Annotated in this window: 23 protein-coding genes; 3 read left to right on the top strand and 20 right to left on the bottom strand. The window is 65.6% G+C overall.

Features of this window, described 5'->3' with window-relative positions; genetic code table 11:
• Positions 1-4: 4 nt before the first annotated feature.
• A complete protein-coding gene (gene ygfZ / locus ACFFF7_RS13995) occupies positions 5-721 on the top strand; it encodes a CAF17-like 4Fe-4S cluster assembly/insertion protein YgfZ (RefSeq protein WP_379481972.1) in 717 nt (238 codons plus the stop codon).
• Between the two features lie 387 nt (positions 722-1,108).
• Here ygfZ and ACFFF7_RS13990 read toward each other — a convergent pair whose 3' ends face one another.
• A complete protein-coding gene (locus ACFFF7_RS13990) occupies positions 1,109-1,696 on the bottom strand; it encodes a TetR/AcrR family transcriptional regulator (RefSeq protein ID WP_379481971.1) in 588 nt (195 codons plus the stop codon).
• 28 nt (positions 1,697-1,724) lie between these two features.
• Between ACFFF7_RS13990 and ACFFF7_RS13985 the strand changes: the two genes are divergently transcribed.
• The gene (locus ACFFF7_RS13985) at positions 1,725-2,624 is read left to right on the top strand and encodes a metal-dependent hydrolase (RefSeq protein WP_379481970.1); all 900 of its coding nucleotides are present in this window, start codon (positions 1,725-1,727) and stop codon (positions 2,622-2,624) included.
• Positions 2,625-2,791: 167 nt separating this feature from the next.
• Here the strand turns inward: ACFFF7_RS13985 and ACFFF7_RS13980 are convergent, their stop codons facing one another.
• The 3 genes from ACFFF7_RS13980 to rplU all read right to left on the bottom strand — a co-directional run bounded on the left by ACFFF7_RS13980 (position 2,792) and on the right by rplU (position 4,295).
• Complete coding sequence (locus ACFFF7_RS13980; protein ID WP_379481969.1) at positions 2,792-3,367, bottom strand: GNAT family N-acetyltransferase; 576 nt, start codon at positions 3,365-3,367, stop codon at positions 2,792-2,794.
• A gap of 225 nt (positions 3,368-3,592) precedes the next feature.
• Positions 3,593-3,859 carry a 50S ribosomal protein L27 gene (gene rpmA, locus ACFFF7_RS13975; protein WP_379481968.1) on the bottom strand — a complete coding sequence of 89 codons (267 nt, stop codon included), beginning with the start codon at positions 3,857-3,859 and terminating at the stop codon, positions 3,593-3,595.
• 19 nt (positions 3,860-3,878) lie between these two features.
• Positions 3,879-4,295 (bottom strand): 50S ribosomal protein L21, encoded by a 417-nt coding sequence (rplU, locus tag ACFFF7_RS13970; protein WP_379481967.1) that lies wholly within the window; start codon positions 4,293-4,295, stop codon positions 3,879-3,881.
• A gap of 188 nt (positions 4,296-4,483) precedes the next feature.
• Between rplU and ACFFF7_RS13965 the strand changes: the two genes are divergently transcribed.
• Positions 4,484-4,981, top strand: a complete 498-nt coding sequence (locus ACFFF7_RS13965; RefSeq protein ID WP_379481966.1) for a hypothetical protein — start codon at positions 4,484-4,486, stop codon at positions 4,979-4,981.
• Here ACFFF7_RS13965 and ACFFF7_RS13960 read toward each other — a convergent pair.
• From ACFFF7_RS13960 to coxB, 16 genes are all read right to left on the bottom strand, one after another.
• Positions 4,978-5,421, bottom strand: a complete 444-nt coding sequence (locus ACFFF7_RS13960) for a molybdenum cofactor biosynthesis protein MoaE (RefSeq protein ID WP_379481965.1) — start codon at positions 5,419-5,421, stop codon at positions 4,978-4,980. The genes ACFFF7_RS13965 and ACFFF7_RS13960 overlap by 4 nt on opposite strands.
• Before the next feature lie 5 nt (positions 5,422-5,426).
• Positions 5,427-5,663 carry a MoaD/ThiS family protein gene (locus ACFFF7_RS13955; RefSeq protein ID WP_379481964.1) on the bottom strand — a complete coding sequence of 79 codons (237 nt, stop codon included), beginning with the start codon at positions 5,661-5,663 and terminating at the stop codon, positions 5,427-5,429.
• A gap of 3 nt (positions 5,664-5,666) precedes the next feature.
• On the bottom strand, positions 5,667-6,659 hold the full coding sequence (moaA, locus tag ACFFF7_RS13950) for a GTP 3',8-cyclase MoaA (protein ID WP_379481963.1): 993 nt from the start codon (positions 6,657-6,659) through the stop codon (positions 5,667-5,669).
• On the bottom strand, positions 6,656-6,985 hold the full coding sequence (locus tag ACFFF7_RS13945) for a Rossmann fold domain-containing protein (protein ID WP_379481962.1): 330 nt from the start codon (positions 6,983-6,985) through the stop codon (positions 6,656-6,658). The genes moaA and ACFFF7_RS13945 overlap by 4 nt, the downstream gene beginning before the upstream one ends.
• Positions 6,985-7,356, bottom strand: a complete 372-nt coding sequence (locus ACFFF7_RS13940; RefSeq protein ID WP_379481961.1) for a dihydroneopterin aldolase — start codon at positions 7,354-7,356, stop codon at positions 6,985-6,987. The genes ACFFF7_RS13945 and ACFFF7_RS13940 overlap by 1 nt, the downstream gene beginning before the upstream one ends.
• 10 nt (positions 7,357-7,366) lie before the next feature.
• Positions 7,367-8,227 (bottom strand): class I SAM-dependent methyltransferase, encoded by an 861-nt coding sequence (locus ACFFF7_RS13935; RefSeq protein WP_379482362.1) that lies wholly within the window; start codon positions 8,225-8,227, stop codon positions 7,367-7,369.
• 22 nt (positions 8,228-8,249) lie between these two features.
• Positions 8,250-9,650, bottom strand: coding sequence for a threonine synthase (gene thrC, locus ACFFF7_RS13930; RefSeq protein WP_379481960.1), 1,401 nt, complete (start codon positions 9,648-9,650; stop codon positions 8,250-8,252).
• Positions 9,651-9,662: 12 nt separating this feature from the next.
• Positions 9,663-10,262, bottom strand: a complete 600-nt coding sequence (locus ACFFF7_RS13925) for an SURF1 family protein (RefSeq protein ID WP_379481959.1) — start codon at positions 10,260-10,262, stop codon at positions 9,663-9,665.
• Positions 10,259-10,654, bottom strand: a complete 396-nt coding sequence (locus tag ACFFF7_RS13920; RefSeq protein ID WP_379481958.1) for a DUF983 domain-containing protein — start codon at positions 10,652-10,654, stop codon at positions 10,259-10,261. The genes ACFFF7_RS13925 and ACFFF7_RS13920 overlap by 4 nt, the downstream gene beginning before the upstream one ends.
• 2 nt (positions 10,655-10,656) lie before the next feature.
• On the bottom strand, positions 10,657-11,478 hold the full coding sequence (locus tag ACFFF7_RS13915; RefSeq protein WP_379481957.1) for a cytochrome c oxidase subunit 3: 822 nt from the start codon (positions 11,476-11,478) through the stop codon (positions 10,657-10,659).
• A gap of 68 nt (positions 11,479-11,546) precedes the next feature.
• Positions 11,547-12,137, bottom strand: coding sequence for a cytochrome c oxidase assembly protein (locus ACFFF7_RS13910; protein WP_379481956.1), 591 nt, complete (start codon positions 12,135-12,137; stop codon positions 11,547-11,549).
• Between the two features lie 4 nt (positions 12,138-12,141).
• Entirely contained in the window at positions 12,142-12,273 is a 132-nt protein-coding gene (locus ACFFF7_RS13905; RefSeq protein WP_379481955.1) for a cytochrome c oxidase system small membrane protein, read from the bottom strand.
• A gap of 5 nt (positions 12,274-12,278) precedes the next feature.
• Positions 12,279-13,190 carry a heme o synthase gene (locus ACFFF7_RS13900; RefSeq protein WP_379481954.1) on the bottom strand — a complete coding sequence of 304 codons (912 nt, stop codon included), beginning with the start codon at positions 13,188-13,190 and terminating at the stop codon, positions 12,279-12,281.
• A 25-nt stretch (positions 13,191-13,215) separates the two neighbouring features.
• Positions 13,216-14,175 carry an alpha/beta fold hydrolase gene (locus tag ACFFF7_RS13895; protein WP_379481953.1) on the bottom strand — a complete coding sequence of 320 codons (960 nt, stop codon included), beginning with the start codon at positions 14,173-14,175 and terminating at the stop codon, positions 13,216-13,218.
• A gap of 73 nt (positions 14,176-14,248) precedes the next feature.
• Positions 14,249-15,940, bottom strand: coding sequence for a cytochrome c oxidase subunit I (gene ctaD, locus ACFFF7_RS13890; protein WP_379481952.1), 1,692 nt, complete (start codon positions 15,938-15,940; stop codon positions 14,249-14,251).
• Between the two features lie 30 nt (positions 15,941-15,970).
• Positions 15,971-17,056: a cytochrome c oxidase subunit II gene (coxB, locus tag ACFFF7_RS13885; protein WP_379481951.1), complete on the bottom strand. Its 1,086-nt coding sequence runs from the start codon at positions 17,054-17,056 to the stop codon at positions 15,971-15,973.
• Positions 17,057-17,103 lie beyond the last annotated feature (47 nt).

The following is a 17,103-nucleotide window of genomic DNA, read 5'->3' as shown; positions in this document are numbered from 1 at the left end:
ACCCATGACTGCAACACAGCTGGCAAGCCGCGCCGTAATCCGCCTCTCCCCGCTCGAGCCCGGTGAAGATGTCGCCGCGTTCCTGCAAGGACTGGTGACCAACGATGTCACCGGGTCGCTGCCGGTCTGGGCCGCGCTGCTGACCCCGCAAGGCAAGGTGCTGTTCGATTTCCTGGTCTGGGCAGACGGCAGCGATCTGTTGCTCGATTGCGAGGCCGAGCAGGCCGACGCGCTGGTCAAGCGGCTGTCGATGTACCGCCTCCGCCGCAAGATCGGCATCGCCCGTGACGCGGCGCTGAGCGTGCACTGGCGGGCCGGCGACGGCCCCTCGCCCGACCCGCGTCTGGCTGCGCTGGGCCAGCGCTGGCTCGAAAGGATGGGCGATCAAAGCGCCGACGATCAATGGCTTGCTCACCGCCTTGCGCGCGGCGTCTGTGAAGGCCAGGCCGAACTGCACGACCTGCTCTGGCTGGAATGCAACGCCGCCGAGCTGAACGGGGTGAGCTTCACCAAGGGCTGCTACGTCGGCCAGGAAAACACCGCGCGGATGAACTGGCGTGCCAAGGTCAACCGCCGCCTGGTGGTGGTGCCGCTGGCCCAGAGCGACCCGGCGCGGCAGCGGGCGGCCTATCCGGCGTTGGGACTGGCGGTGGATCACCGGCGGGTGGAGGATATTGGGGCGGAAATGAAGCCTAGCTGGATGACTGCGGGGGCAGACTAGATACCTGGCAGGTAGAAAACGGGATTGTTCCGCTGCCCCTGGTCAGGTGTAAGACTTTGCAGGTGCCGTTGATATCGAGCCGAGTCATCAAACCTCCGCGCATCCCATCGGCAAAGACCTTGCCCCCTGACACTGCCAAATATCGCTTCGTGATAAGATAAGGACCCCATTTGTCTTCCTCGACACGATACTCGGCGCGGTTCGTTCCGGAAAATCGCATCTCACCATTATGGAGCGTCATCGCTTCACAGCAGGGATTGCTATAGGTTCCGTTCGCGAGGCCGATTGCAACCAGCGGCGGATTGAGCGCCCAGTAAAGCGGCAATCCCACAAGAGCTGAAAGTACAACACCAATCCGTGCCCAAGTCCGCGCCGCAACCATCAGGACTAAACCGACCCCACCAGCCCCGCCTTCAGCGCGGCATCGATCAGCATCGTCTCCGCCAGATCACGCGCGCTGGTTCGGGGCAGTTGCAGCGACTGGGCCAAGGGCCCGCCCATCAGCGCATCGCCCAGCGCCATCAGCACCAGCGCGTGGGTGACCGAATGCATCTTGCCCGAGGCGATCCCATCAAGATCGTCGACCAGATCGTGGATCACGTCGATGATCGGATCGAGCGCGTCGTCGTTGCCGCTGGCCAGCATCCAGGTGGCAAGCGCGCCGCCGCCTTCCTTGTCAAAGGCGTCGAAGGTCAGGTCGACCACGTCGCGCGGACTGCCCGAACCGGCGCGGCTGGCCAGCACCGCGTCCTCGATCGAGGCGCAGATCGTTTCAGCCAGATGCCGGGCGAGCGCCTTTTGCAGCCCCGCGGCCGAGCCGAAGTGATGCAGCAGGTTGGCATGGGTCCGCCCGATTCGCGCCGCCACGGCTTTCAGCGTCACCGCCTGCGGACCGAGCTCGATCAGCAGCGAACGCGCCGCTTCCAGCGCGACGGTGCGGCTTTCTTCCTGGCTGAGGCGCTTCCTTATTGACATCAGTGTCAGTTACTCTATCTAGGGTGGCATGAACGCGCCAACCACATTCCCCTTCGACGTAGAACCGACCGCGCTTGCAGGCAAGCTGGCAGCGGTTCCGACCCCGGCCGACCTCGACATCGTGATCCGCGACCGCCGCTTTGGCCGCACGCAGAAGCCCGGTCGCTGGTGGCTGGCTGGTGATCCCATCGCCACCGCCTGGCACAACGCCCTGTCCGCGACCTTCCCGCGCGGCGAGGCGATGTTCATCGAGGCGGTGAAGGCCCACCGGGACGGCGTACCACCCAAGCTTGAGGCCGAGATCCGCGCCTTCGTGAAGCAAGAAATCAACCACACGCGCGAGCATCTGGTGTTCAACAAGGCTGCGGTCGACGCGGGCTATGATCTCGACAAGATCGACCGCCGGCTGGAAGAAAACCTTGCCCTGACCAAGGACCGCCCGGCGATCATCAACCTGGCGGTGACCATTGCGCTGGAACACTACACCGCGATGATGGCCAACGATTTCCTCGCCAATCCGAAGCACTTTGCCCATGCCGAGCCGGAAACGGCAGCGATGTGGCGCTGGCACGCGATGGAGGAAATCGAACACAAGGGCGTCGCCTATGACACCTACCGCTTCGCCACGCGGCACTGGAGCCGGTGGAAGCGCTGGAAGCTCAAGTCGATCATGATGGCGATCGTCACCAAGAACTTCATCGCCAACCGCTGGAACGACACGCTCGACCTGCTCGCCCAGGACGGCATCACCGGGCCCAAGGTCAAGCTGCAGCTGGCCTGGTATCTGCTGGGCAATCCCGGCATCCTGCGCCGGATCTTCCCGAGCTGGTGCGCCTACTTCCTGCCCGGCTTCCACCCCTGGAACCACGATGACCGCGCGCTGATCGGCAAGGCCGAAAGCGAATTTCCCGACGCGGTGATGGCGTAACCGTCCTGATCCTCTCCAGATTTGCGCAGCACATCTGGGGAGGTGGCAGCCCGCAGGGCTGACGGAGGGGTAATGACACGAGGGCAGAGCCCCTCCGTCATTTGCTGGCGCAAATGCCACCTCCCCATTTGTGGCATTCGCCAAAAATGGAGAGGATCTGCTTACGATTACGCCGCGCGCATCGCGGGTACCGGGGTACCGCCATCGTCGCCGCCATCGCAGTCGCTTGAGCGGCCCAGGTCGATGCGGTGTTCGATCGACTGCGTCTCGTACCCGCGCGCCAGGCTATAACGCTGGCGCACGCGCCCGGTCGGGACGAAGCCCACCTTGCGCAGCACGGCCCCCGATGCCGGATTGTCGATGAAGTGGCCGGCAACGAGCTTGCGGTGACCAAGCACCTTGGCCAGCCGCAGAACCGCGCGCGCGGCCTCGGTGGCATAGCCCTTGTTCCAGTGCGGACGCGCAAACCAGTAACCCAGCTCGACCTCGCCATCGACCTCGCCCAGCCCGACACAGCCGATCAGCTCGGCCGGGGCCGCGCTGGTCGGCAAGGTCACGAAGAAGTGCGGCAGGCGCGCGTCCTGCGGCTGGCTGGCGAACCAGCGTGCATCGTCGGCCGTATAGGGCCACGGCGCCTTGGCCAGGTTGCGGACCACCGATTCATCGGCGATCCGGCTGAGAAGTTCCTGCCAGTCCTCGGGCCAGCCGGGCCGGAGGAACAGCCTTTCGCTGCGAATGAACACGCTTCGTACTCCCAATCTTCGCCCCGCTCGCGATCTAGGCACGATGCGTGACAATGCCATTACGGCTTGCGTCCGGATGGGCCCGCCACGGGATGCATCCGCGAAACCGTTCTGAGGGAGAGACGAAAAGAGGGAGACGGGTTGGCCCCTCTCCCTCGTTTTGCCGGACTGCTTGAGTCCGGCGGGGGGCCATCCTGTCAGGATGACCCTTTATTGGTCATCCGGTTATTCGGCGGCGACTGCCATATCGACCGAGACGTACTTGCGGCCGAGCTTGCCATCGTGGAATCGCACGCGGCCACCGGTCAGGGCGAACAGGGTGTGATCCTTGCCAATGCCGACGTTGGCACCCGGGTACACCTTGGTCCCGCGCTGACGGATGATGATGTTGCCGCCGATCACTTCCTGACCGCCGAACTTCTTCACGCCAAGGCGACGACCGGCCGAATCACGACCGTTACGCGACGAACCGCCTGCTTTCTTGTGTGCCATCTCGAACTACTCCGGATTCTTATTCAGCGGTCTTGGCAGCGGCGGCCTTCTTGGCCGGTGCCTTCTTGGCGGGCGCTTCAGCGGCTTCGAGCTTTTCAGCCTTGGGCGCGGCGTCCTTCTTGGCAGCCTTCTTTTCCTCGCCACCGACGGCCAGGATGCGCAGCAGGGTCATCTGCTGGCGATGGCCGTTGCGGCGGCGATAGTTGTGGCGGCGACGCTTCTTGAAAACGATCACCTTTTCCGACTTCGCCTGGGCGATGATTTCCGCCGAGACGAGCACGCCGGCAGCGTCCTTGATCTCGCCGCCGTCACCGGCCAGCAGGACGTCACCCAGGGTGATCTTGTCACCGGCTTCACCAGCCAGCTTTTCAACCGCGATCTTGTCTCCGGCGGCAACCCGGTATTGCTTGCCGCCCGTGCGCACAACTGCGAACATGGTGCTATTATCCGTTCGTTTTTCCACAACTGCCCAGCCACAGTGCCGACAGCGTACCGGCCCCCACCTGAAGGAAGGGGTCCGATAAGAAGCGCCGCGCCTAGTCGAACGGCCCCTGTCTGTCAACGGTGGTTTGGCTGAAAATGACAGCCACTGGCAAGCGCCGCGCACCATGCTATGGCATTGCCATGCGCTTCCTACTACCGCTTGCCGCCGCTTCACTGGCCCTTTCCGCCTGCGCCAGGGACCAGGGTGAATATCCCTCCCTGGCCCGGCGCCCCGCCGAACGGATCAGCGGGACGGCGCCGGTCGTCACCCCGCCGCCCGAAGCGCCCCAGCCGCCCGCCGAAGTGACCGGACAGCTTGACGGACTGGTCGCCAAGGCCCGCGCCGCCGATGCGAAATTCCGCGCCGCCCTGCCGCGCGCGCAGGCCCTGGTCGGGGCAGCGGCGGGGGCGGCGGTGGCCAGCGAATCGTGGTCGGTTGCGACGGTGGCGCTGGCCGATCTCGAATCGCAGCGCAGCCAGGCGATGATTGCCCTGGCCGATCTCGATGCGCTGTACGCTGCGGAAGGGATCAAGCAGTCTGACACCACCGCGATCGCTGCAGCACGCGATCAGGTGATCGCGATCGTCGCTGGTGAGGACGATTCGCTCAACGCCCTCAAGGGCCGGATGCGCAGCTAGTCCCAGCGGGCCAGGTCGGTGTGATCGCTCACGCGCGGTTCGATCCAGCTCCACACCCCTGCCTTTTTCTCGCGCTTCCAGAACCACGAATCGCTCTTGAGGTGATCCATGGCGAAATCGACCGCGTCGAAGGCGGCGCGGCGATGGCTTGCCGCGGCGGAGACGCAGACGATCGGCTCACCCGGCAGCATCACCCCGCTGCGGTGCAGGATCATGACGCCCAACAGGGCGAACCGGGCGACAGCGCGTTCTGCAAGGGCAGTCATCCCCGGCAGGGTCAGCGGCTCGTAGTGGCTCAGCTCCAGAGCTTCCACGCCGTCGCCGCCGCGCACTTCGCCAACGAACGTGCAGACGCCCCCCAGCCCGGGATGCGCATTAGTGAACGGCCCGACGAACTGGCCGGGATTGAACGGCTGGGTCAGCAGGCGCACGTCGATCACGCCGCCTATCCTCCGCTGACCGGGGGCAGGAAGGCCACTTCGTCTCCCGCTGCGACGATCAGCGCTTCGGATTCGCTGACCAGCACGCCGTTGTGAGCGATGCGCACCCGTTCATCGAGCAGGGCAATCGCCAGTTCGCCCGGCAGTCGCGCCAGCACGTTGGCAAGCAGCCCGGGCGCGGCCTCCAGCTGCGTCGCGCCGGCGACGTCGGCCAGCCGGCCCAGAAACACCAGCGTGGCCAATGCCTAGCCCCCGGTGACCGACATATGCCGGGCCAGCACCGGCACCTCGCCCTCGGCGCCAATCGCGAAGTGATGGCGCAGCGGCTTGATCGCCATGGCCCGGTCCAGCGCGGACGAAAGCGCGGTATCGGGATCGGCCGAGCGCAGCGCGGCGCGCAGGTCGACCATCTCGTGCCCGCCCAGACAGGGGTGAAGCTGCCCGGTGGTGGTCACCCGCACCCGGTTGCAGCCATCGCAGAAATTGCCGGTCAGCGGGGTGATCAGACCGAGTCGTCCACCGGTTTCGGCAACGTCGAAATAGCGCGCCGGGCCGCCGGTGCGGTGATCGCTTGGGGTCAGGGTGTAACGCGCGTCCAGATCCGCGCGCACCGCGGTCAGCGGGAGGTACTGGTCGAAGCGGTCGGCCTCGACCTCGCCCAGCGGCATCACCTCGATCAGGGTCAGGTCCATGGCCTGACCATGCGCCCATTCCATCAGCGCGGGAATTTCGTCCTGGTTGACGCCCTTGAGCGCGACGGTGTTGAGCTTGACCGTCAGCCCGGCCGCACGCGCCGCGGCGATTCCTTCGATCACCTGCGCCAGCCCGTCGCGCCGGGCCAGCGCCGTGAAGCGATCCCGGTCGAGCGTGTCGAGCGAGACGTTGATCCGCCGCACCCCGGCCGCAGCCAGATCGTCCGCGAACCGCGCCAGGGCCATGCCATTGGTGGTCATGGTCAGCTCGTCCAGCCCGTCCCCCAGCTTGCGGCCCAGCGCCCGGACCAGCTCGATCATGTCGCGGCGGACCAGCGGCTCGCCCCCGGTCAGGCGGATCCGGGTAATCCCCCGCGCGATGAAGCCCAAGGCGAGTTGGTGCAGCTCCTCCAGGCTCAGCACTTCGCTGCGCGGCAGGAAGGTCTGCCGCTCTGGCATGCAATAGGTGCAGCGCAGATCGCAACGGTCGGTGACCGACAGCCGTAGATAGCTGATCCGCCGCTGGAACTGGTCGACAAGGGTCATGGCGAGGAGGGTATCACGCCGCCTGCCCCGCTGTCATCCAAAGGCAGGTATTGCCCGGTAACCCCCGGCGCCGCGGCCAGATAGGCCAGCGCCGCCGCGATAGTTGCAGAATTGCCGCCGCTGACCGCATTGATCCGCCCCGGCACCCGCGCGCGCGCCAATCCTTCGATTGCGGCCAGCCGCCAGGCCCGGTGGGTATGGTCGGCAGCGGGGAAGACCAGCGTCAAGTCACCCTCCGCGCCGATCCCTGGCATCACCTTGCTGTAGAAATGAGCCGCCGCAGCCAGCGGATCTTCGGGGAGGCCGGTGATGTCCAGTCGGTCCATCAGCGCCGCTCGCGCGTCAGGGTCATGCCGATCTTTTCGCCGTTCTCGCTGATTGCCAGTTTGACGATCTTGACCGTGACTGCGGTTACCCGCGCGTCCTGCAGGAACAGCGTTTCGCAGATGTGGTCGGCGACTGCCTCGATCAGCTTGAAATGGACCCCCTGCGGCAGCGCGTCGGACGCCGCGAACTTGAGGTCCATGTAGTTCTTGCTGGCCGCCAGCGGGGTATCCGGCTCGTATCGGTCGATCGGCTTCAGCTGCACCTGGATCGTGATCCGCAGCGGTTGGGGACGGCCGGTTTCCTCCGAATAGATGCCGGTCAGGACATCGTGTTCGAAATCGGCAACTTCGAGGATCAGCGAATCGGCCATGAACGCGCCTTTAGCCCGGATTCGACCAGCGCGCGAAGATCGCGGTGGGGAGCAGGCGCCCGCCCTCCTGCTCCTCGCGCATCGCCAGGTCGCCGTGCTCGATCGTGCCGGGCAGGTCGGCGAAGACATCGTCGAGCAGGCCGGCCAGCGCCAGGCTGCTCATCCGCACGGCATATACGGTCAGGAACAGGAAGCGGCTTTCCGCGTCGAGCAGTGCGCGGCAATCCTCGATCAGGCCGGGCAGGTGCTCTTCCAATCGCCATACCTCACCCTCCGGCCCGCGGCCGAACTTGGGCGGATCGAGGATGATGCCGTCATAGCGCTTGCCCCGGCGCACCTCGCGGGCGGTGAACTTTGCGGCATCGTCGACGATCCAACGCAGCGGGCGATCGGCCATCCCGGCCAGTTCGGCATTGGCGCGGGCCTGGGCAACCGACTTCTTGCTGGCGTCGACATGGGTGACCGGGCCGTAGTGCGACAGAGCCAGCGTGCCGACCCCGGTATAGCCGAACAGGTTCATTGTCGCGGCGTCGCTGCGCCCGGCCAGCTGTTCCCCCATCCAGTCCCACACCGGAGCCATGTCGGGGAAGAAGCCAAGGTGGCGGAACGGGGTGCACTGCGCGGTGAAGCGCACGTCGTTCCAGTGCAGCGGCCAGCCGTCCTGCGGCACCGGATTGGCGAACTGCCAGCGCCCGCCGCCGTCCTCGTCCGAACCGGGGACGAATTCGCCGTCAGAGGCCCAGCGTTCCAGCTTGGGATGCCACAGCGCCTGGGTATCGGGGCGGATGAAGCGGTGCGGGCCATAGCGCTCCAGCTTGCGCCCGTCGCCCGAATCGATCAGCCCGTAATCGGCCCAGGCCGCGCCAGCCATGACGACCGGCGGGACGATCAGTTCAGCCACGCGGCACCGCGTGCTTGGCGACGTAGTGGGCGATAGCGTCATAGTCGCCCGGCAACTCGATCATCCGTTCCTCGCGTTCGAACAGGTCGCCGATCCGCGCCGGCAGGCTCGGGCGCTGCCCGGTGGCGCGCTCGACCGCGTCGCGGAACTTGGCCGGATGCGCGGTGGCTAGCGTGACCACCGGCACTGCCGGGTCGATCCCGGCGCCGCGCGCGGCGTGAAGGCCGATCGCGGTATGCGGATCGAGCAGTTCGCCGCTGGCGTCGAAGGCCCAGCGGATCGCCTGGGCCATCTCCTCGGGCTCGACCCGGGCGCTGCTGAACAGCGCGGCAGCGCCTTCGCGCTGGGCATTGGTCAGCTGCATCGCCCTGGTCTTCTCGAACCCGGCCATCTGCGCTGCCAGCGCCGCGCCGTCGCGGCCATTGAGGTCGAACAGCAGCCGTTCGAAATTGGACGAGACCTGGATGTCCATCGACGGTGCCGCCGTGGGCGTGACGGTCCCTTGCGAATAGTCGCCGCTGGTCAGCGCGCGGTGGAGGATGTCGTTGACATTGGTGGCGACGATCAGCCGCTCCACCGGCAGGCCCATCTGCGCCGCGACATAACCGGCAAAGACGTCGCCGAAATTGCCGGTCGGCACCGCAAAGGCGACCTTGCGCTGCGGCGCGCCCAGCTGCAGCGCGGCGGCGAAGTAATAGACCACCTGCGCCATCAGCCGTGCCCAGTTGATCGAATTGACCGCACCGATGGCAAAGCGCCCGGTCATCGCCGGATCGTTGAACATCCGCTTCACCATCGCCTGGGCATCGTCGAAGGTGCCCTCGATGGCCACGTTGTGGACGTTGGGCGCCAGCACCGTGGTCATCTGGCGGCGCTGGACATCGCTGACCCGGCCTTTGGGATGAAGCATGAAGATGTCGACCCGGGCGCGGCCGGCCACGGCATCGATCGCCGCCGATCCGGTGTCGCCGCTGGTTGCACCGACAATGGTCAGGGGATCGCCGCCGCGACCGAGAAATTCTTCGAACAGCAGGCCAAGCAGCTGCAGCGCGACATCCTTGAACGCCAGGGTCGGACCATGGAACAGTTCGAGCAGCCACTGCTGCTGGTCGAGCTGGCGCAGCGGGGTCACCGCTTTGTGGGCGAAGCGGCCATAGGCCTGAGTGGTCAGTTCCAGCAGCCGCTGCGGGGTCAAGCTGTCCCCGACAAACGGCTGCATGATCCGCGCGGCCAGTTCGGCATAGGGCAAGCCCGCCATGGCGGCGATTTCATCTGCCGAGAAGCGCGGCCATTCGCGCGGCACGTAAAGCCCGCCGTCGCTGGCGAGGCCGGCCAGCGTGGCCCCTGCGAAATCGAGCGCCGGAGCGCTGCCACGGGTCGAAACGTATTCCATCAAGCGGGGCCGTTAGCCCCCGGAAGCCCCCGCCGCAAGCCGCTTGCGCAGCGCCAGCGCGTAGATCACCAGCGCGGTCGCGGCGAACAGGAACCACTGCACCGCATAGGACAGGTGGTTGTTGGGGATGGTGCCCGGATCGGGCGGGGCGCTGGGCTCCAGTCCCGCCAGCGGCTGGGCGGCAACCACCCGCGCGCCAATCGTCCCGTCGGGCGCGATCACCCCGCTGATCGTCCCGCCGGCAAAGTGGAATGCCGAAGGGGCTTGGCTCCAGCCCAGGTTGACTTCCGCGACTGGTCGCCCCTCGGCCGAAAGGCATTGCCCCCACTGCGCCCAGCCGGTGTCGCCCTTCAGGTTGTGTCCCGCCATCGGCCTGGTATCGCCATCGGCCCGGCATTCGAAGGTGGTGTGACGGAACCAGGTTTTCTCGCGTGCATCCTTGCTGGCGGCCAGAGCCACTTCCGACGACATCGCGGCATTGCGCGTGTACAGCTCGGTCAGCGCTTCCTTCTGGTGCAGGCGGTCAAGCTGCCAGAAGCCCAGCCGGATCATCATCCCTACCACGATCAGCACCATCAGCGTCGGCAGGATCGGGATGCGCCGCAACGTCATGGCTCCCGCACGTCCTGGCCGGTCGCCTCGCGTGCCTTGCGCTGGTATTCGGTGACCAGCAGCGCGGCCTTGGTCACGCGCAGGCCCCACAGTGTCGCCCCGGTGATCAGCGGTGCCCACAGCACCACATGGACCCACCACGGCGGATCGAAGGTGAATTCGACCACCACGGCCAGCACCACCACGATCGCCCCGATCACCATGGTCAGGAACGCCGCCGGGCCGTCGCCGACGTTGAACGCCGCGAAATCGAGCCCGCAGGCGCGGCAGCGCGGGGCAAAGCGCGCCACGCCGTCGAACAGGGTCTTGCCCCCGCACTGGGGGCACAGACCGAAAAGGGCAGCCTGGCCTAGGCCGGGCTGCCCCTTCGAAGTGACGCTGTCGTCAGCCATGATCAGTGAACGGGATAGCCCCATCCACCCCAGATATAGATGGCGACGAACAGGAACAGCCAGACCACGTCGACGAAATGCCAATACCAGGCCGCCGCTTCGAAGCCGAAGTGCTGGCGCGGGGTGAAATGGCCGCGATAGGCGCGGACAAGGCAGACGATCAGCATGATCGTGCCGACGATGACGTGGAAGCCGTGAAAGCCCGTCGCCATGTAGAAGGCCGAGCCATAGGTGTTGCCGCCGAAACCGAACGGCGCGTGCATGTATTCGTAGGCCTGGATGCTCGTGAAGACCAGGCCGAGCAGGATCGTCGCCCACAGGCCCTTCTTCAGGCCGTCACGATCGCCATGGATCAGGCTGTGGTGCGCCCAGGTCACTGTGGTGCCGCTGCACAGCAGGATCAGCGTGTTGAGCAGCGGCAGGTTGAAGGGATCCATCACCGCTTCGATCGCCTTGGGCGGCCACTGCCCGCCAACCGCTTCGGCAATCGTCGAAGGGAACAGCGAGAAGTCGAAGAACGCCCAGAACCACCCCACGAAGAACATCACTTCGGACGCGATGAACAGGATCATCCCGTACCGCTGGTGCAGCTGCACCACCGGGGTGTGATCGCCGGCGTGGGCTTCGTTCACGATCTTGCCGAACCAGGCGAACATCGAGGCGAGCAGCAGCGCCATGCCCATCCACGGCACGAACTTGCCGCCGGGCAGTTCGTGCATGAACAGCACCATGCCGCTGGTGAAAGTCAGCGCGCCAAGCGTGGTCAGCAGCGGGACGATGTCGGGCGGAAGGATGTGGTAATCGTGGTTCTTCGTACCAGCCATGATGCTGCAGTCCCCGTGTGAATCCATGGTTCCGGCGGCATGGGTCCGCCGGTCAATGCCAGACGCCCTTATCGCGCCGGATCGGCCCGGTCCAGTGTCTTTGCGCCGCCATTCGCGGCCCTGTGGAAAGTGTAGCTGAGGGTGATCTGGGTGATGTCTTTGGTTTCCGGATCCTGGGCAATCGCCGGATCGACGTAATAGATCACCGGCATGTCGACCTTCTGCCCCGGCTGCAGGGTCTGCTGGTTGAAGCAGAAGCACTGAATCTTGTTGAAATACTTGCCCGCCATCTCCGGCTCGACGTTGAAGCTGGCGACCCCGGTGATCGGTTCGGAACTGGTGTTTTCTGCCCAGTAGAACGCTTGCTTGCGCTGGCCGATGCGCATGTCCTGGGTGACCTGCTGCGGCTTGAACTGCCAGCCCATGCCGCGGTCGACATTGGCATCGAAGCGCACCGAAATGTGCCCGTCGGCGACCTTGACCTGCGCGGCCTTGGCCTCGCTCACCCGCATGGTTGTCCCGCCAAAGCCGGTAACCTGGCAGAAGATCCGGTAGAGCGGCACGGCGGCGAAACCCAGCCCCAGCATCGCGGCAGCCACGGCGGCCATGATCAGGGCGGTGCGCAGGTTGCGGTTGCTGGCGGGGGCGGCGGCGGTCATCGGATCAGTGCTGCATCTTGGCGATGGTGATGAAGAAGAACAGCACCGCAAAGGCGACCAGCACCAGGGCGAGCACACGATTGCGCCCGGCGATGATCCGCTTGCGTTCCTGTTCGGGGGTCGGGGGCAGTTCCATGGCGCTTATCCTAGCAGGAAACGGTCCGCCACCAGCATGGCGAAAAGGGCAAAAAGGTAGAACACCGAATAGCCGAACAGGCGCTTCTCCGGGCGCATGTCGCCATCCGCGGCGCTGCCGCGGAACACTGCGACGCGCAGCGACAACAGCAGGAACAGCGCCGACAGGATCAGCGCGCTGGCACCGTAGAGCCAGCCCGCGACATGCAGCCAGAACGGCGCCAGGCTGAGCGGCAGCAGCAGCACGGCATAGGCCAGGATCTGGCGGCGCGTGCTGGTATGGCCGGCAACCACCGGCATCATCGGAATCCCGGCCTTGGCATAGTCGGTCTCGACAAACAGGGCGAGCGCCCAGAAGTGCGGCGGGGTCCAGAAGAAGATGATCGCGAACAGCAGCACCGGCATCAGGCTGACTTCGCCGGTCGCCGCGATCCACCCGATCATCGGCGGGAAGGCTCCGGCGCCGCCGCCAATGACGATGTTTTGCGGGGTCCGCGGCTTGAGCCAGATGGTATAGACCACGGCATAGTAGACGATCGAAATCGCCAGGATCGCCGCCGCCAGCCAGCCGATCGCCAGCCCCATCACCAGCACCGATGCGACTGAAAGGCCGATGCCGAAGTCGCGCGCCACGGTACGGTCCATCCGCCCCGCCGGCAGCGGGCGCTGCGCAGTGCGCTTCATCTTGGCGTCGAGGTCGGTTTCCCACCACTGGTTGAGCGCGGCCGATCCGCCCGCCCCCACGGCAATGCACAGGATCGCGGTAAAGCCCAGGATCGGATCGATTTGCACCGGCGCGGCCAGCAAGCCGCACAGCCCGGTGAAGATCACCAGGCTCATCACCCGCGGCTTGGTCAGCGACAGGAAATCGCGCCAATCGGCAGGCAGCGGGACGGCAGGGGTGGCTGAAGCGGTCATGAGTCTGGGGGCCTATAGGCGCGCCTTAGAGTCGCTTCAACCAATCGATCAGCAAGGCGTTCACTTCTTCGGGTCGCTCCTGCTGGGTCCAGTGGCCGACGCCGGGCAGGACGTGGCCTTCGACCTTCGGCGCGAACATCCGCATCATCGCCACAGGATCGGCCACCGCGCCGAACAGCGTGGTCGCCGGATCGCGGTCGCCGCCGATGAACAGGCATGGCTGCTCCAGCTGCTTGCCCTGCCAGGCCTTGAGCCAGGCATAGTCGGCCTCGTGATTGCGATAGCGGTTGAGCGGCCCGCGAAAGCCCGAGGCGGTGAACTCGCCCTCGTAGTAATTGAGGTCGGCCTCGCTCAGCCACGGCACCGGCTTAGGATCGGGCAGGCCTTCGAGGAAGGTCGCGCCAGCGGGCTTGGTCCAATAGTCACCCGGCGGCACGTCGCCCGAAATCGAATACATCATCCGCGCCACGAAATCGCGGGGGTTCGCCTCGGCCTCGGCCTCGGCCACGCCGGGCTGCTGGAAGTATTCCTGGTAGAAGAACCGGCCCTGGCTGGTGAAATGTTCGCGGAACACCTCGGTAAAGGGCCGCATGGGCGCGCCGGCGAACGGCACCGAGAGCCCCGCCACGGCGCGAATTCGGTCGGGCCGGGTGAAGGCGGTGTTCCACACGATCGGCGCGCCCCAGTCGTGCCCGATCAGCACCACCTGCTCGCCCGGCGCCAGCGCCTCACCCAGGCCGACCAGGTCGGCGGCGATCTTTTCCAGCGTGTAGTCTTCAACGCGAGGCGGCTTGTCCGAGCCGCCATAGCCGCGCACGTCGATCGCGCAGGCGGTGAACCCGGCTGCGGCAACGGGGCCAATCTGGTGGCGCCACGAGTACCAGCTTTCAGGAAAGCCGTGGACCATGATCGCCAGCGGGCCGCTGCCTTCGATCGCGCAGCGCAGCGTAACCTCTCCGGTGTCGATCAGGCGGAAATCGGGCATTGTCTCTCTCCCAACGAAAACGCCCCGACCGTGAAGGCCGGGGCGCGTTCTGTCCAGTCTGGACGGCGGTGGATCAGTGATGATCCTTGTCGTCGATCACCGGCAGGGTTTCGAACTGATGGAACGGCGGCGGGCTGGACAGGGTCCATTCCAGCGTCGTCGCACCTTCGCCCCAATAGTTGTCAGGCGCCTTCTTGCCGGCGACGAAAGCGTAGATGATGTTGACGAAGAACACGATCATCGACGCCGCCATGATCTTGTAGCCCAGCGTCGACAGGCTGTTCCAGTATTCATAGGCCGGGGCATAGTCCGGATAGCGGCGCGGCATGCCCTGCAGGCCCAGGAAGTGCTGCGGGAAGAAGATCAGGTTCACGCCGACGAAGAAGATCCAGAAGTGCACGTGGGCGAGGAATTCCGAATGCATCTTCCCGCTCATCTTCGGGAACCAGTAGTAGAAGCCGGCGAACAGGCCCGTCACCGCGCCCAGCGACAGCACGTAGTGGAAGTGCGCCACCACGAAGTAGGTGTCGTGGACCACGTCGTCGATTCCGCCGTTGGCCAGATAGACGCCGGTCACGCCGCCGACCACGAACAGGAAGATGAAGCCGATCGCCCAGACCATCGGGCTCTTGAACTCGATCGAGCCGCCCCACATCGTCGCGATCCAGCTGAAGATCTTGATGCCGGTCGGCACCGCGATCACCATTGTCGCCGCGGTGAAGTACATCTTGGTGTTGAGGCTGAGGCCGGTGGTGTACATGTGGTGCGCCCACACGATGAACCCGACCACACCGATCGCGACCATGGCATAGGCCATGCCGAGATAGCCGAACACCGGCTTCTTCGAGAAGGTCGAGACGATCTGGCTGACGATGCCGAAGGCCGGCAGAATCATGATATAGACTTCGGGGTGGCCGAAGAACCAGAACAAGTGCTGGTACAGCACCGGATCGCCGCCGCCCGAAGGGTCGAAGAAGGTGGTACCGAAGTTACGGTCGGTCAGCAGCATGGTGATCGCCGCGGCGAGCACCGGCAGCGCCAGCAGCAGCAGGAAGGCGGTGACCAGCACCGACCACACGAACAGTGGCATCTTGTGCAGGGTCATCCCCGGCGCGCGCATGTTGAAGATGGTGGTGATGAAGTTGATCGCCCCCATGATCGAGCCTGCGCCGGCCAGGTGGAGCGAAAAGATCGCGAAGTCGGTCGCCGGCCCGTTCGAACCATAGGTCGACAGCGGGGCATAGGCGGTCCAGCCGATCCCGGCGCCATTGCCGGTGGCATCGCCGGGCACGAAGGCCGAGGTCATCAGGCTGCAGAAGCCCGCCACGGTCAGCCAGAACGAAACGTTGTTCATCCGCGGGAAGGCCATGTCCGGCGCGCCGATCATCAGCGGCACGAACCAGTTGCCGAACCCGCCGATGATCGCCGGCATGACCATGAAGAACACCATGATCAGCCCGTGGGCGGTGATGAGCACGTTCCACAGGTGCAGCGCATCGTTCATCTCGGCAGGCTTGCCGTCCATCCACGTGGCGATCGCGCTGAGGTACTGGATTCCCGGATGGGCCAGCTCGAGCCGCATGATCCCCGAGATCGCGCCGCCGACGATGCCGGCGAAAATCGCGAAGATCAGGTACAGCGTCCCGATGTCCTTGTGGTTGGTCGACATGAACCAGCGGGCGAAGAACGCCGGCTTGTGATCCGCATCGTGATGCGCGTGGCCATGATCGTCATGAGCCTGGAAGTGTTCGGCGGTGGTAGCCATGGTGGAACCCTAATCCTTCTGAAATCTGGCTCAGGCAGCCGGCTTGGCGGCGGGCGCCGCGGCGGCGGCAGCTGCGGGTGCAGCCGGAGCGGCGGGCGCTTCAGGCGCACCGTCGATCTTGCCGCCCTGGGCGATCACCCAGGCGTTGAACTTGTCGCGCGGCAGGGCTTCGACCACGATCGGCATGTAGCCGTGGCGCGCGCCGCACAGCTCCGAACACTGGCCGTAGTATACGCCCGGTTCGTTGATCACCATCACGCGTTCGTTGATCCGGCCGGGAACGGCGTCGATCTTGAACCACAGCGAGGGCACCGCGAACGAGTGGATCACGTCGGCCCCGGTCGCCTGCAGGCGGATCGGTTCACCCACCGGCACGACCATGCGGTTGTCGGCGGCCAGCTGCGGCGGTTCGCCGTTCTTGATCGCGTCGGCATCGGGCAGCATGTTCGATATAACCTCGATCCCGCCGTTGTCGGGATAGGAATAGGTCCAGAACCACTGGTTGCCGGTGGCCTTGACGGTAACAGCCTTGTCCGGCGCCGGGGTGTACTGCTTGGCCAGCAGGCGCAGCGAGGGCACTGCGATGACCACCAGGATCAGCACCGGGATCGCGGTCCAGGCCACTTCAAGCATGGTGTTGTGGCTGGTCTTGGACGGCTGCGGATTGGCACGCTTGTTGAAACGCAGGATGACGATCAGCAGCAGCGCAAGGACGAACACCGTGATCACCGCCATGACGATCACCAGCCAGTCGTGCAGGCCAACGGCGACATTGCCGTTGGGCGAATACTGCTTCTGGATGTTGATCGCGCCGGGAATCGGCATGCCCTTGCCCTCGGTCGGCTTCATCGGGGTATAGCCGCCCGGTGCCACCTTGAAGTGCGGATCGTTGGGATCGATCGCGGGAGCCGCAGCAACGGCCGGCGCAGCAGCAGCCTTGGCATCGGCGGCAGGCACGGCAGCCTTTTCAGCCGGAGCCGCCGTTACGGGGGCGGCAGATGCGGCAGCGGCGGGCGCCGCGGCGCTTGCGACGTGCGGAGCGGCGCACAATGCCAGTGCGAGTCCCAGTCCCTTGATCGCGTGACCCGCAACGCGGGTAAAGTGGCCGAAATTCATCGTTCCTCGTGCTTTCACTTTCAACGCGGGCACAGACCAGCTTGTCT

The organism is Novosphingobium aquiterrae (genome assembly GCF_042434435.1).
Taxonomy (GTDB): domain Bacteria; phylum Pseudomonadota; class Alphaproteobacteria; order Sphingomonadales; family Sphingomonadaceae; genus Novosphingobium; species Novosphingobium aquiterrae.
Note: the sequence above shows the minus strand (reverse complement) of the source record. Positions and strands in the feature narration are given on the sequence as shown.

Excerpts from the sequence above, each read along its gene's own strand:
- ACFFF7_RS13935 (WP_379482362.1), bottom strand. The coding sequence starts at position 8,227 with ATGGCTGGCGCGGCCTGGGCCGATTACGGGCTGATCGATTCGGGCGAC.
- ACFFF7_RS13965 (WP_379481966.1), top strand. The coding sequence starts at position 4,484 with ATGCGCTTCCTACTACCGCTTGCCGCCGCTTCACTGGCCCTTTCCGCC.
- ACFFF7_RS13915 (WP_379481957.1), bottom strand. The coding sequence starts at position 11,478 with ATGGCTGGTACGAAGAACCACGATTACCACATCCTTCCGCCCGACATC.
- ACFFF7_RS13985 (WP_379481970.1), top strand. The coding sequence starts at position 1,725 with ATGAACGCGCCAACCACATTCCCCTTCGACGTAGAACCGACCGCGCTT.
- ACFFF7_RS13990 (WP_379481971.1), bottom strand. The coding sequence starts at position 1,696 with ATGTCAATAAGGAAGCGCCTCAGCCAGGAAGAAAGCCGCACCGTCGCG.
- rplU (WP_379481967.1), bottom strand. The coding sequence starts at position 4,295 with ATGTTCGCAGTTGTGCGCACGGGCGGCAAGCAATACCGGGTTGCCGCC.
- ACFFF7_RS13895 (WP_379481953.1), bottom strand. The coding sequence starts at position 14,175 with ATGCCCGATTTCCGCCTGATCGACACCGGAGAGGTTACGCTGCGCTGC.
- rpmA (WP_379481968.1), bottom strand. The coding sequence starts at position 3,859 with ATGGCACACAAGAAAGCAGGCGGTTCGTCGCGTAACGGTCGTGATTCG.
- ACFFF7_RS13905 (WP_379481955.1), bottom strand. The coding sequence starts at position 12,273 with ATGGAACTGCCCCCGACCCCCGAACAGGAACGCAAGCGGATCATCGCC.
- ctaD (WP_379481952.1), bottom strand. The coding sequence starts at position 15,940 with ATGGCTACCACCGCCGAACACTTCCAGGCTCATGACGATCATGGCCAC.
- ACFFF7_RS13920 (WP_379481958.1), bottom strand. The coding sequence starts at position 10,654 with ATGGCTGACGACAGCGTCACTTCGAAGGGGCAGCCCGGCCTAGGCCAG.
- ACFFF7_RS13910 (WP_379481956.1), bottom strand. The coding sequence starts at position 12,137 with ATGACCGCCGCCGCCCCCGCCAGCAACCGCAACCTGCGCACCGCCCTG.
- ACFFF7_RS13900 (WP_379481954.1), bottom strand. The coding sequence starts at position 13,190 with ATGACCGCTTCAGCCACCCCTGCCGTCCCGCTGCCTGCCGATTGGCGC.
- ACFFF7_RS13925 (WP_379481959.1), bottom strand. The coding sequence starts at position 10,262 with ATGACGTTGCGGCGCATCCCGATCCTGCCGACGCTGATGGTGCTGATC.
- ygfZ (WP_379481972.1), top strand. The coding sequence starts at position 5 with ATGACTGCAACACAGCTGGCAAGCCGCGCCGTAATCCGCCTCTCCCCG.
- coxB (WP_379481951.1), bottom strand. The coding sequence starts at position 17,056 with ATGAATTTCGGCCACTTTACCCGCGTTGCGGGTCACGCGATCAAGGGA.
- ACFFF7_RS13945 (WP_379481962.1), bottom strand. The coding sequence starts at position 6,985 with ATGGACCGACTGGACATCACCGGCCTCCCCGAAGATCCGCTGGCTGCG.
- thrC (WP_379481960.1), bottom strand. The coding sequence starts at position 9,650 with ATGGAATACGTTTCGACCCGTGGCAGCGCTCCGGCGCTCGATTTCGCA.
- moaA (WP_379481963.1), bottom strand. The coding sequence starts at position 6,659 with ATGACCCTTGTCGACCAGTTCCAGCGGCGGATCAGCTATCTACGGCTG.
- ACFFF7_RS13940 (WP_379481961.1), bottom strand. The coding sequence starts at position 7,356 with ATGGCCGATTCGCTGATCCTCGAAGTTGCCGATTTCGAACACGATGTC.